Source organism: Rathayibacter sp. VKM Ac-2760, from assembly GCF_009834185.1.
GTDB lineage: Bacteria > Actinomycetota > Actinomycetes > Actinomycetales > Microbacteriaceae > Rathayibacter.
The window spans coordinates 3,284,859-3,297,833 of record NZ_CP047173.1; the positions used below are offsets into that span (position 1 = coordinate 3,284,859).

Below are 12,975 nucleotides of genomic sequence, written 5' to 3' on the forward strand. Positions count from 1 at the left end.
CGGGTCAGCCGAGCAGGGTCCAGACGAGCGAGGCGAGCACGCCACCGACCAGGGCGCCCGCGATCACCTGGGCGGGGGTGTGCGCGCCGAGGCGGACGCGCGACCAGCCGGTCCAGAGCGCGATCGGCACGGTGACGAGCAGCGACCAGGGGCCGTAGGCGATCAGCACCACCACCGCGCAGGTCGCGACGACGGCGGCGTGACCCGACAGCTTCCAGCCGAGGTTGACGACCCCGATCACCAGGAGCACCACCACCGTCACCACGCCGAAGGTCGTGACCGCGGCCGGCGCCCCGAGCGCCACGAGCAGCGCCAGCCCGACGACGATCGAGACCAGCGCGAGCCCGATCGGCAGCGCCCGCTCGCGGCGGTCCGGCACGTGGTGGTCGCCGCGGATCCGCCCCGCGCGCATCAGCAGCCGCACGACGAGGTACGGCAGGACCCCGACGAACAGCGCCGCCAGCGCACCCCAGGCCACCCCGAGCAGCGGCGGATCCGCGACCCGCGCCCCCACGATCAGCGGCACGACCATCGCGAGCACCGGCGGCGCGAACGCCTCCGTCGCCACCCGCGCCGCGAGCGGTCCGCGCCGGCCCACGGGCACCCGGCTCAGAGCTTCTCGATCGGCGCGACCTTGATCAGCAGCTTCTTCGCGCCGACCTGGTCGAAGAGCACGTGCGCGACCCGCTTGCTGCCCTCGCCGGTGACCGCGTTGACGCGGCCCTCGCCGAAGTCGGTGTGCCGGATGCGGTCGCCCGCGATCAGCTCCAGGTCGCCGTTGTCCCGCACCATCCCGGTGATCCGGTTGGGGAACTCGCCCTTCGCCTTCGGCGCCGCGGCGAGCGCCTGGCGGAACTCGGTGTTCGACTTCGAGCGGCCGAAGCCGGGCCGCTGCGCGTTGAGCGCCCGCGGCTGGGTGCCGCCGCGCGAGGTCGCCGCGCCCGGCGACTGCCGCCACTGGATCAGCTCGGACGGGATCTCCTGCAGGAACCGGCTCGGCATCGCGACCGACGTCTCGCCGTACTGCGCCCGGGTCATCGCGAGCGACAGGTAGAGCCGCTTGCGCGCGCGGGTGATGCCCACGTAGAACAGCCGCCGCTCCTCGGCCGGGCCGCCCGGCTCGTTCGCCGAGATGCGGTGCGGCAGCAGGTCCTCCTCGATCCCGGTGAGGAACACGGCGTCGTACTCGAGGCCCTTCGCGGTGTGCAGGGTCATCAGCGAGACGGTGCCGGAGTCGTCGTCGAGGTCGTCCGCCGCCGCGACGAGCGAGACCTCGGTGAGGAAGTCGACCAGCCCGCCGTCGGGGTTGTTGCGGGCGAACTCCTTGGTCACGGCGATGAGCTCGTCGACGTTCTCGGCGCGCGCCTCGTCCTGCGGGTCGCGGCTGGCGCGGAGCATGTCGATGTAGCCGCTGCGGGAGAGCAGCGCCGACAGCACCTCGTGCACCTTCGCCTCGCCCTCGGGCCGCGCCGGGTCGAGCATCAGCGCGCACTCGTCGAGCAGGGTCGCCAGGTCGACGATCGCCTTCGTCACCTTCGGCCCCATGCCCAGCGACCCGGCGTTGCGCATCGCCTCGCGCAGGGTCACCGCGTTGGTGTCCGCGAAGGACTGCAGCTGCGCCTCCGTCGCCGGGCCGATGCCGCGCTTGGGCGTGTTCATGATTCGGCGCAGCGCCAGCACATCGGCCGGGTTCGCGACGGTGATCAGGTAGGCGAGCGCGTCCTTGATCTCGGCGCGCTCGTAGAACTTGGTGCCGCCGAGGATCCGGTAGGGCAGCGCCGAGCGGATGAAGATCTCCTCCAGCGCACGGGTCTGCGCGTTGGTGCGGTAGAACACGGCGATCTCGTCGTAGCCGGTGCCGGCCGCGTGGATCCGGGCGATCTCGTCGACGACGAACTGCGCCTCGTCGTGACCCGAGTACCCGGTATAGCCGACGATCTTCTCGCCCTCGCCGCTGGCCGACCAGAGGTTCTTCGCGCGGCGGTCGAAGTTGTTCGAGATGACGGCGTTCGCGGCCGAGAGGATGTTCTGCGTCGAGCGGTAGTTCTGCTCGAGCAGGATCACCCGGCAGCCGGGGAAGTCGCGCTCGAACTCGACGATGTTCCGGATGTCCGCCCCGCGGAACGCGTAGATCGACTGGTCCGAGTCGCCCACCACGGTGAGCGAGGCCCCGGGGATCGAGCCGTCGGCCGTCACCGGGCCGCGGTAGGGCCGGTCGAAGGCGGCGGCCGCGATCGTCGCCGGCGGCACCGCCCGGGTCAGCTCGTGGATCAGCGAGTACTGCGCGTGGTTCGTGTCCTGGTACTCGTCGACCATCACGTGCCGGAACCGGCGCTGGTACTTCGCCGCGACGTGCGGGAAGGCGCGGAAGAGGTAGACCGTCTGCGCGATCAGGTCGTCGAAGTCGAAGGCGTTCGCGCTCTCGAGGGCGCGCGAGTAGGCGCGGAAGACCTGGAGGAACATCTCCTCGTTCGGGTCGCTCATGTTCGCGGTCCGCGCGTAGGAGTCGACATCGGCGAGCTCGTTCTTGAGCTTGGAGATCTTCGCCGAGGCGCTCGCGACCGTGATGCCGAGCGAGTCCGCCTCGAGGTCCTTCACGATCCGCTTGAGCAGCGCCCGCTGATCGCCGGAGTCGTAGATGGTGAACGACGAGGTCATGCCGAAGTTCTCGGCCTCGCGGCGCAGGATCCGCACGCAGGCGGAGTGGAAGGTGGAGATCCACATCCCCTCGGCGGCCTGGCCGACGATCTTCTCGACCCGCTCGCGCATCTCGGCGGCGGCCTTGTTGGTGAAGGTGATCGCGAGGATCTGGCTGGGCCACGCCTCGCCGCTGCCGAGCAGGCTCGCGATGCGCCGGGTGAGCACGCTCGTCTTGCCCGAGCCGGCACCCGCGACGATGAGCAGCGCGTCGCCGCGGTACTCGACCGCCTCGCGCTGCTGCGGGTTGAGACCCGCCACGAGCCGCTCGTGCTCGGGGTCGGTGCGCGCGGAGTCGCCGGAGGGCCCGCCGGGCACGCCGACGACGACCGGGGTGGCGCGGGAATCGCTCGGATCGAAGAGGAGGCTCATGTCCCTCCGAGTGTAGATCGACCCTCCGACACCCGGCGCTGGACGCCGCGCCGGTCAGGCGGCGCGCGGCCGCCGCACCGGCGCCGTGAGCGTCCCGCCGATGTCGAGCCCGCGCCAGGCCAGCGCGAAGCCCACCACCGCGACCGTCGAGGTCGCCACCGCGAGCACCTGCAGAAGCACGAACGCGGTGAGGTCCTTGGTGTCGTCCGGGTAGTACTGGATGCCCTGCACGGCGAGCGCCGCGAGCGTCAGAACCAGCACCGCGGAGCAGACGAGCAGCACCCGGACGACCGCGCGCCGCGGCGGCTTGCTCGGCGCGCGCCCCACCTGCGCCCGCGTCGACAGCCAGGCGCAGGCGAGCGAGGCGGAGGCGAGCGCGACCAGGTCGGCGCCCAGCACGTCGCTCGCGCGATGCCAGGAGGCGGCCATCGTCAGATTCCCGACCAGCACCACCACCGCCCCGCCGATCGTCAGCACCGCCGTGCGTCCCCGCCCGGGGACCACCATCGCCAGGGCGAAGACCACCGACACCGCGGCCGCCGTGTGCCCGCTCGGGAAGCTGCCGCCGGTGTACCAGGAGTCGGTCTCCACCAGCAGCGGCCGCTCGAGCACCACGTTCTTGAGGATCTGCGTCAGCCCCGCGGTGACCACGATCGAGCCGACGGAGGCGAGGGCGAGCGCCGGGCGTCGGCGGATCAGCGCGATCGCGGCGACGAGCAGCGCGCCGCCGATCATCGAGACCGGCGTGACGTCGGCGAGCGCGCCGGCCGCGGTGCCGGTGGCCCGCCCGAAGACGAGGTCGGCGCCGCGGAGGCCGGAGTTCTCCGCCGCCTGACCCTGCGGCGTCAGCACGGCGAGCCAGTAGACGACCGCGACACCGAGGGCGGCGAGCACGGCGAAGGTGATCCAGCGGCGGGTGATGCGGGCGCGGGTCTTCACGGTCGGCTCCTCTCGGGCGATGGCGGGCGGGAGTGCGGGGCGGCGACGGAGCGACGCCCGACGCTGTCGAGACCCGTCGCTGTCCGTGCGCCCGATGATGCCAGCGGAGCCTCCCGGTCGCCTGCGCACGCGCCGGACCGCTCGATCAGCGGGTCAGCGCCCCGCCCAGGCGTCGTCCTCGGCGGCGCGCGCCTGGAGCGCCAGGTCCGGCTGGTCGGCGAAGACCCCGTCGACGCCGGTGCGCAGGATCGCGCCGAACTCGTCCTGCCAGGCGCCGAACGCCTCCGGCTCCCTGCCGCGCCGGTGCGGCTTCTCGAGGAAGCGGTTCTCGGCCCGCAGCGTCCAGGTGAAGACCTGCAGTCCGACGGCGTGCGCGTCCGCGACGAGCGAGTTCGTCCCGGTGGCCCGCCCCGCGCCGTCCCGGGCGAAGAGCATGCTCTTGTCCACGCTGATCCCGTCGACCGTGCCGGCGAGACCGCGCAGGCCCGAGGGCGTGACGAAGTCGGCGTAGGGCGTCGCCCGCGAGCCGTGCGCCGCGACCAGGTCGGGCGGGGTGCCCCGCGACTCGATCAGGTAGACCCGCCGCGTGCCCACGCCGCGCACCGCGAGGCGCTCGAGGACGGTCTTCTCGAAGCTCTCGATCGTCAGACGCGGATCGGTCCGCGCCCAGCCCGCGGCGGCCAGCTCCTGCTCCAGCAGCACGTCGAGCGGCAGCCCGAGCGCGTCGAAGGCCGTGGCGTGCTTGATCTCCGCGACCAGGCCCGGCGGCGCCTCGGGCGCCTCCTCCGCCGCCCGGTCGAGCAGGGCGAGCAGCTCGCTGAAGCGCAGGATCGGGAACTGCCCGTCGAAGGTGGCGCTCGAGCTGCGGACGGCGGGCAGCCGCTCCCGGGCGCGGAGGGTCGACAGCTCGGCCCAGGTGAAGTCCTCGGTGAACCAGCCGGTGATCTCCTTGCCGTCGATCCGCTTCGTCGTGCGACGCTCCGCGAACTCGGGACGACGTTCCACGTCAGTGGTGCCGGAGATCTCGTTCTCGTGCCTGAGCACGAGCACACCGTCGCGGGAGGCGACCAGATCCGGCTCGACGGCGTCCGCGCCGAGCGCGATCGCCAGCTCGTAGGCCGATCTGGTGTGCTCCGGGCGGTAGCCGCTCGCCCCGCGGTGACCGATGACGAGCGGGACGGGACGGGTCGGCATGCGGCGATCCTACGGGCGGCGGCAGGCGACTCCGGGCGGAACCGGGGCTCCCGCGAAGGGAATAGCCAGACTCTGAGAGATGTTCTCAGATACTGTGGGCGTACCGCTCGTGGTCCCGGAAGGGCTGCCGGCGGATCCCGCAATCACAGCGACTCAGCTCCGCGAGTCCCGACGGACCTGTCCGTCACCGTCGAGCGCACCTGAGAGAAGAGGAACCATGGCAAGCAACAACCCGGCGTTCGGTCGTCCGGAGTTCAGCAACCGGGGCTACGCCGGCCGCGTGCAGGACGTCCCGGACGTGTCGCCCGGCACGCTCGACCAGATGTACAACCGTCCGGCCGCGGGCTCGGCCGACACCAACCGGATGACCGTCGAGGACACCCTCGCGAAGACGGCTCTCGCCTTCGTCGTGCTCCTCGCGGGTGCCGCGGTGGGCTGGTTCGTCCCAGGGCTGATGCTCCCCGCCGTGCTCGTCGCACTGGTCCTCGGCATCGTCAACGCCTTCAAGAAGGTGCCGTCGCCGGCCCTGATCCTCGCCTACGCGGCGTTCCAGGGCGTCGGAGTCGGCGCGATCTCGCGCTTCTTCGAGAGCGCCTACGAGGGCGCGGTCGTCCAGGCCCTGCTCGCGACGGTCGTCGTGATCGGCGTCACCCTGGCGCTGTTCATGAACGGCAAGATCCGCACCTCGCCGAAGCTGAACAAGATCTTCTTCATCGGCATGATCAGCTACGCGGTCTTCTCGCTGGTCAACCTGGGCCTCGGCCTGTTCGGCGTCGGCGGCGGCTTCGGTCTGCGCACCGGCTTCATCGGCATCGTGATCGGCCTCATCGCCATCGCGCTCGCCACCTACTCCCTCGTGATGGACTTCGAGTTCATCCAGCAGGGCGTCCGCAACGGCGCCCCGCGCATCTACGGCTGGACGGGCGCCTACGGCATCCTCGTCACCGTCGTCTGGATGTACCTCGAGCTGCTGCGACTGATCTCGATCTTCCGCCAGTAGTCCCCCGCTCCGGAGCGATCCGGGCACGACGGGCGCTCGACCTCACCGGTCGGGCGCCCGTCGTCGTTCCGCGGCCGGGCCGCGCACCCCCGCCCCGCCGCTTTTGACACGATGGAGGAATGATGGCCGCCGCTCCGACCCGCATCGTCGGCCTCGACGTCGCCCGCGGTCTCGCCGTGCTCGGGATGTTCGCGGCGCACCTCGCCCCCGCCGAGCGCGAGATGATCTGGGACGGCCGCAGCGCCGTCCTCTTCGCCGTCCTCGCGGGCGTCTCGATCGGGCTGATGTCCGGCGGGGCGAAGCGCTCGACCCGTCCGCTCCTCGACACCGCGTCGATCCTGCTGCGCGGTCTCTATCTGCTTGTCATCGGGGTGGCGCTGACGCTGCTCGGCACGCCGATCGCGGTGATCCTGCCGCACTACGGGCTGATGTTCGTCGTCGCGGCGCTGCTGATGTTCCTGCCGCGCGCGGTGCTCGCCGTCCTCGCCGCCGGCTTCGCGATCGCCGGCCCGCTGCTCGTCGACCGGATCGTCACCGCCGAGAACGACTGGATCGGCACCCTCTCCCCCGCCGACGCCCTCCTCGCGCAGCTGCCGCTCACCTGGCTGACGCAGTACTACCCGGTGCCCTCCTGGCTCGCCTACGTGATGCTCGGCCTGCTGATCGCGCGCTGCGACATCCGCTCGGCCACGACGCAGCGCTGGCTGACGATCGGCGGCGCGATCGCCGCGGTGCTCGGCTACGGCGTCGGACTCGCCCTCGGCGGGCCGGAGAGCGTCGAGGCGCACTCGAGCACGACCGCGGAGATCCTCGGAGCCGGCGGCGTCGCGGCCGTCGCGATCGGCTCCCTCACCGCCCTCGCCCAGCGATCGGCGCCCGTCCGGGCCGTCACCGCTCCGCTGGCCGCGGTGGGCGCGATGCCCCTGACGGTCTACTCCGTGCAGCTCGTCGCGCTGGCGGTCTACCTGGTGCCCTACGAGCCGTTCGACTTCGCGGCCTGGCAGAGCTGGACCCTGCTCGCGTCCTTCATCGTCGTCGCGGTGCTCGGCGCCCTGCTCTGGCGCCGCTACGTGGGGCAGGGGCCGCTGGAGTGGCTCGTCGCGCGGGCCTCGCTCCGGCCCCGGACCAGGGCCGCCCGAGTGGCGCTCGGCTAGGGTGATCCGATGATCACGCGACGCGAAGCCGCTCAGCGCCTCGACATCCCGGTCGAGATGGCGACGCGGCACGGGCTGCCCACCCGCCTCTCCGAGGAGGAGCTCGTCGCCCTGGAGCAGGACCCGCCGCCCTGGCTCGCCCAGTCGCGCGAGAACCGCACCGGCAAGCGCCCGGTCTGGGTGACGCTCGACTGCGCGATCTGCGGCCGCTCCGAGGCCGCGCGCCCCAAGAAGTGGTGGCCCGACTTCACCTTCCTCGTCTGCGAGGACCACTCCCCCGACGAGTGGCCGCACCACCCCGAGGGCCACCGCCGCGACGAGTACGACGGCATCGGCACCCGCTTCATCGGCGTCCTCGACACCCCCGCCTGAGACCCGGCCCCGCCCGACTCCGCTCCGCCCCCGTTCGATCTGCAGGCGATCCGGCCGCCCCCGCGGCGCCGCACGCGCCTGAACGCGCTCTCCCGCCCGGATCACCTGCAGATCGAACCCGCCCTCCACCACCTGGGCTCGGTGCGGGCGACCACTCACACCGTGCGACCGGAGTCCGATCTGCAGGCGATCCGGCCGTCCCGCGACGCCGCACGCGGCTGAGCGCGCTCTCCCGCCCGGATCACCTGCAGATCAAACCCGCCCCTCCACCGTCTGCGCTCGGTGCGGGTGACCACTCGCACACTGGGCGACCCCCGTCCGATCTGCAGGTGATCCGGCCGCCCCCGCGGCACCTCGCGCGGCTGGACGCGTTCTCCGGCCCGGATCACCTGCGAATCGAACCCGCCGCCCCCCGGAGACGCTGAACGGGCCCCCGAAGGGGCCCGTTCAGCACAGGGACGCGGGCTTCCGCGCGGTCAGCTGCAAGGCGAGGGACCGATACCGGAGGTATCGCGACCGACGACAACGCCGCAGCTGACCGTGCGCCCGCGTCACTCCCACTCGATGGTGCCCGGCGGCTTGGACGTGACGTCAAGAACCACGCGGTTCACCCCGCTCACCTCGTTGGTGATGCGGTTGGAGATGCGGGCGAGCAGGTCGTACGGCAAGCGCGTCCAGTCGGCCGTCATCGCGTCCTCGGAGGAGACGGGGCGCAGCACGATCGGGTGGCCGTAGGTGCGGCCGTCGCCCTGGACTCCGACCGAGCGGACGTCGGCGAGCAGCACGACCGGGCACTGCCAGATCTCGCCGTCGAGGCCGGCGGCGGTGAGCTCGGCGCGGACGATCGCGTCCGCCTCCTGCAGCAGGTCGAGCCGCTCGCGGGTGACCTCGCCGACGATGCGGATGCCGAGGCCGGGGCCGGGGAACGGCTGGCGGCCGACGATGACCTCGGGCAGGCCGAGCTCGCGGCCGATCGCGCGCACCTCATCCTTGAACAGGGTGCGCAGCGGCTCGACGAGCGCGAACTGCAGGTCCTCCGGGAGGCCGCCGACGTTGTGGTGCGACTTGATGTTCGCCGTGCCGGTGCCGCCGCCGGACTCGACCACGTCCGGGTAGAGCGTGCCCTGCACGAGGAAGTCGATCGAGGTGCCCTCGCCCTGCGCCTCGAGCACGAGCGCCTCGGCGGCCGCCTCGAACGTGCGGATGAACTCGCGGCCGATGATCTTGCGCTTCTGCTCCGGGTCGCTGACGCCGGCGAGCGCGTCGAGGAACTGCTCGCGCGCGTCGACGGTCACCAGTCGTACGCCGGTGGCGGCGACGTAGTCCTCCTCGACCTGGCGGCGCTCGTCCTTGCGCAGCAGGCCGTGGTCGACGAAGACGCAGACCAGCTGATCGCCGACGGCGCGGTGCACGATCGCGGCGGCGACGGCGGAGTCGACGCCGCCGGAGAGACCGCAGATGACGCGGCCGGAGCCGACCTGCTCGCGGATCAGCGCGACCTGGTCGTCGATGACGTTGGAGGAGTTCCAGTCGGCCGGGATGCCGGCCGCGCGGTGCAGGAAGTTCTCGATGACGGCCTGGCCGTGCGCGGAGTGCTTGACCTCGGGGTGCCACTGCACGCCGTAGAGGCGGCGCGCATCGCTCCCGAACGCCGCGACCGCGGTCGAGCCGGTCGAGGCGAGGACGTCGAAGCCGGCGGGCGCCTTCGAGACCTGGTCGCCGTGGCTCATCCACACCGTCTGGTCGACGGGCTGGTCGCCGAGCAGCACGCCGCCGTCGGCGGAGACCGCCGCGTCGGTCGCGCCGTACTCGCGCAGGCCCGTGTTCGCGACCTCGCCGCCGAGCGTCTTCGCCATCACCTGGAAGCCGTAGCAGATGCCCAGGACGGGGATGCCGAGGTCGAAGATGGCCGGGTCGAGCTGCGGTGCGCCCTCCTCGTAGACACTGGAGGGCCCTCCGGAGAGGATGATGCCCACCGGCGACTTGGCGGCGATCTCGGCGGCCGTCGTGTTCGACGGGACGATCTCGGAGTAGACGTTCGCCTCGCGGACGCGCCGCGCGATCAGCTGGGCGTACTGGGCGCCGAAGTCGACGACGAGCACGGGCTGGGCGGCGAGGTGCGGCTGCGGGGCGGAGTGCTCGCCGGGCGCTGCCTGGTCACGGGTGCCGGACTGCTCACTGATGGGGGGCCTCCACGGAGTCGGACGGGGTCTTCGGATCGAGGCCGGCGGTGCGCCGCTCGAGGTACTGCTCGACCTCGCGGGCGATGCGGGTCTCGACGAAGAAGGACAGGGTGGGCACGACTCCGCCGAGCGCGATGAGGATGAACCGCGAGAACGGCCAGCGCATCAGGCTCCACAGGCGGAAGTCGGCGAAGAGGTAGACGACGTAGAACCAGCCGTGCGCGATCAGGATGCCGGTGGACAGGTTCGCGCCCGTCCCGCTCGACTTCCACTCGCCGCCCGGCACCTCGTACATCGGGGCGAAGTGCGCGATCCCCTGCTGGCCGAAGACGAACAGCTCGAGGTGGAACACGTACTTCAGCAGCATCTCGGCGCAGAGCAGCAGGAGCATGACGCCGGTGATGATCGAGGTCACCCGGTAGAAGCGCAGCGCGCTCCGGATCGCAGGGAACTGCGCGGGCTTGGGCTCGAGGGGCATGAGGACCAGTTTACGGGGCGGAGGAGGCGACCGGGCTCGGGGCCGCGGCCTCGGCGGCGTCCAGCGCCTCCTCGGTCTCGCGCTCCCAGGCGTCGCGCACGAGGCGGAACCAGAGGTAGAGCGCGAAGCCCGCGAAGACGACCCACTCGATCGCGTAGAAGACGTTGAGCCAGTTCAGCGAGACGTCGGTCACCCGGGCGGGCGAGTCGATCGCCTCGAGACCGGCGACGGGTCGGTCGACGACGACGTAGCCCTGGTAGACGTCCAGCGGAGGGTCGGGCCAGCGGTTGATCAGAGCCGGGATCGACAGCGCGGTGAGCGTCAGCGGATCGGTGCCCTCGGCCGGGACCTCTGCGGCCTCGTTCGCGACCAGGCGACCGGTGAACGCGACGGGCGCCGCTTCCGCGCCGTCGTTCAGGGCGTCGGCGACGCTCTGCGCCTGCTCCCGGTCGGCGGTCCAGCCGTAGGCGAGGACGAGATCGGCGGTCGTCGTGCGGGTGCGCGCGATGACCCACCAGCCCGGCTCCTCGCCGTTCAGCCGGCCGCCGAGGATCTCGGCGCCGCCCGGGACGAACTCCGACGCGCCCTCGACGCGCTGGCCGTCGGCCGTCGCCGTGATCGGGCGCGACGGCGCGGCGACGTCGTCGAGCGCGAGAGCGGTCTCGGAGACGCCGGAGTCGGGGGCCGCGGCCTCGACCGCTCGGCCGACCTGCCACTGGCCGAGGGCCGCGAAGAGCCCCGCGATCACGAGGGCCAGCACGAGCGCCGCGAGCCAGCGCGGGCGCCGGGCGACCTGCCAGACCGTGCTCTGCGGCGGGGCACTCTGCGTCATGGATTCCTCGATCGGGGGCGGATCCGCTCCGTGACGGCGGACCGACGAAGCCTAGCCAACCCGGGTGGGAGCTCCCTCGGATCGCTGCCCCTGATGCTGGTCGGGCAGCCCCGCAGGGGCGTCCCATGCTGGTCGAGTAGCCCCGCAGGGGCGTCCCATGCTGGTCGAGTAGCCCCGCAGGGGCGTATCGAGACCCACCGTCACCTGCACGTCCGGCGGAGGCGGATCTCGATACGCCCGCTGCGCGGGCTACTCGATCAGCAAGCTCTGCCCACCGCGCGAGCCCCTCGATCAGCGGGCCGTGGCTCAGTAGTCGGGCTCGCGGGGTCGCCGCGGCCGGTCGGAGTCGATCCCGTCCGACTGCTGCATCGCCTGGTCGATCAGGGCCTGCCGCATCGGATCGGGGAACTCGTCGTCGAGCTCGTCGCGCTCGATCGGGCGGTGCGGCCGCGGCGTCGGCTCGACGACCGCCGTCTCCGCGGTGTCGGTCGTCGGACGCTCGTCCGACGGGTCCTCCGCCATCGCCGCCTCGACGAGCGCGAAGTCCTCCTCCGCCATCGCCCCGCGGGCGGCCGGCTTCACCCGGTGCCGCCGGCGCGACAGCGCGAGCCCGATGCTCTCCGAGCGCGACGCGAGGATCGGGCCGATGATCGCCATGATCAGCACGTAGAGACCGGCGAACGGCTGGATCCGCTCGTCGAGCCCCGCCGAGAGCGAGAGCGTCGCGAGGATCAGCGCGAACTCGCCGCGGTTGTGCAGGATGAAGGCCGCGTTCAGGCCCGCCCGCGGACCGAGCTTGTTCAGCCACGCGACGAACTGGCCGGCGCCGAGGTTGAGCACGATCGTCATCACCGACGCGGCGATCACCGGGACCACGACGTCCGGGAAGGCGCCCGGGTCGAGCCCGAGCCCGAAGTTGACGAAGAAGAAGGCGCCGAAGACGTCGCGGAGCGGGATCGCGATCCGCTCCACCCGCGCCCGGAACCGGGTCGCGCCGATCACCAGGCCGATCAGGAAGGCGCCGATCGCGTCGGTGACGCCGAGGATCTCGCCGATCCCGCCGAAGAGGATCGCGAGCCCGAAGAACAGGATCGTGAACAGCTCGTCGTCGCGCGTGCGGAACAGCTGCGAGACGACCCGGCCGCCCCAGCGCGCCAGCGCGAACATCACCACGAGGAACGCGAACGCGATGAGCAGCTTGAGCACCACCGGCCACGGCTCCGTCTCGCCCGAGAGCACGACGGAGACGATCGCCAGGTAGACCGCGATGAAGATGTCCTCCACCACGGTGACGCCGAGGATCATCGGCGTCTCGGGGTTGGCGAGCCGCTTGAGCTCGATCAGCAGCTTCGTCACAATCGCGCTCGAGCTCGTCGCCGTGATGCCCGCGATGATGAGGGCCTCGCGGCTCCCCCAGCCCAGCAGGAAGCCGAAGCCGAGCCCGACCGCCATGTTGACGGCGATGTAGGAGCCGCCGGAGAGGATCAGCCGCCCGGCATTGCCGTAGAACTCGTCCTGGTCGAACTCCAGGCCGAGGTTGAACAGCAGCAGGATCAGCCCGAAGACCGCCGTCAGCTCGATGTAGGACGACTCGAAGTCGAGCGGGAAGAGGTGGAAGTTCGGGCTCGCGAGCAGGCCGACGACCATGTAGATCGGGATGGCCGGGAGACCGATCGTCCGCCCGAGCCGCCCGAGGACGTAGGCGACGACGAACAGGACGCCGAGGACGATGAGGTCTTCGCCGTGGTGCATCC

At 71.9% G+C, this 12,975-nt stretch carries 11 protein-coding genes; 3 read left to right on the plus strand and 8 right to left on the minus strand.

What is annotated here, in order from left to right:
- Window positions 1–4: 4 nt before the first annotated feature.
- From GSU72_RS14910 to GSU72_RS14925, 4 genes are all read right to left on the minus strand, one after another.
- Complete coding sequence (locus tag GSU72_RS14910) at window positions 5–604, minus strand: phosphatase PAP2 family protein (RefSeq protein ID WP_159985758.1); 600 nt, start codon at window positions 602–604, stop codon at window positions 5–7.
- 5 nt (window positions 605–609) lie between these two features.
- Window positions 610–3,069: a UvrD-helicase domain-containing protein gene (locus GSU72_RS14915; RefSeq protein ID WP_159985759.1), complete on the minus strand. Its 2,460-nt coding sequence runs from the start codon at window positions 3,067–3,069 to the stop codon at window positions 610–612.
- A 54-nt stretch (window positions 3,070–3,123) separates the two neighbouring features.
- A complete protein-coding gene (locus GSU72_RS14920; protein ID WP_159985760.1) occupies window positions 3,124–4,008 on the minus strand; it encodes a phosphatase PAP2 family protein in 885 nt (294 codons plus the stop codon).
- 153 nt (window positions 4,009–4,161) lie between these two features.
- On the minus strand, window positions 4,162–5,202 hold the full coding sequence (locus GSU72_RS14925; protein WP_159985761.1) for a glycerophosphodiester phosphodiesterase family protein: 1,041 nt from the start codon (window positions 5,200–5,202) through the stop codon (window positions 4,162–4,164).
- Window positions 5,203–5,419: 217 nt separating this feature from the next.
- Here GSU72_RS14925 and GSU72_RS14930 point away from each other — a divergent pair, with 217 nt between their 5' ends.
- From GSU72_RS14930 to GSU72_RS14940, 3 genes are all read left to right on the plus strand, one after another.
- Entirely contained in the window at window positions 5,420–6,202 is a 783-nt protein-coding gene (locus tag GSU72_RS14930; protein ID WP_159985762.1) for a Bax inhibitor-1/YccA family protein, read from the plus strand.
- 119 nt (window positions 6,203–6,321) lie between these two features.
- Window positions 6,322–7,356 carry a DUF418 domain-containing protein gene (locus GSU72_RS14935; protein WP_208545067.1) on the plus strand — a complete coding sequence of 345 codons (1,035 nt, stop codon included), beginning with the start codon at window positions 6,322–6,324 and terminating at the stop codon, window positions 7,354–7,356.
- 9 nt (window positions 7,357–7,365) lie between these two features.
- Window positions 7,366–7,728: a hypothetical protein gene (locus GSU72_RS14940; protein ID WP_159985764.1), complete on the plus strand. Its 363-nt coding sequence runs from the start codon at window positions 7,366–7,368 to the stop codon at window positions 7,726–7,728.
- A 551-nt stretch (window positions 7,729–8,279) separates the two neighbouring features.
- On the opposite strand, the gene guaA is transcribed toward GSU72_RS14940, so the two are convergent.
- The 4 genes from guaA to GSU72_RS14960 all read right to left on the minus strand — a co-directional run bounded on the left by guaA (window position 8,280) and on the right by GSU72_RS14960 (window position 12,973).
- Window positions 8,280–9,830 carry a glutamine-hydrolyzing GMP synthase gene (gene guaA, locus GSU72_RS14945; protein ID WP_208545068.1) on the minus strand — a complete coding sequence of 517 codons (1,551 nt, stop codon included), beginning with the start codon at window positions 9,828–9,830 and terminating at the stop codon, window positions 8,280–8,282.
- Window positions 9,831–9,903: 73 nt separating this feature from the next.
- A complete protein-coding gene (locus tag GSU72_RS14950) occupies window positions 9,904–10,389 on the minus strand; it encodes a DUF3817 domain-containing protein (RefSeq protein WP_159985765.1) in 486 nt (161 codons plus the stop codon).
- Between the two features lie 10 nt (window positions 10,390–10,399).
- On the minus strand, window positions 10,400–11,221 hold the full coding sequence (locus tag GSU72_RS14955) for an SURF1 family cytochrome oxidase biogenesis protein (protein ID WP_159985766.1): 822 nt from the start codon (window positions 11,219–11,221) through the stop codon (window positions 10,400–10,402).
- A gap of 306 nt (window positions 11,222–11,527) precedes the next feature.
- A complete protein-coding gene (locus GSU72_RS14960; RefSeq protein ID WP_159985767.1) occupies window positions 11,528–12,973 on the minus strand; it encodes a cation:proton antiporter in 1,446 nt (481 codons plus the stop codon).
- Window positions 12,974–12,975: the final 2 nt, after the last annotated feature.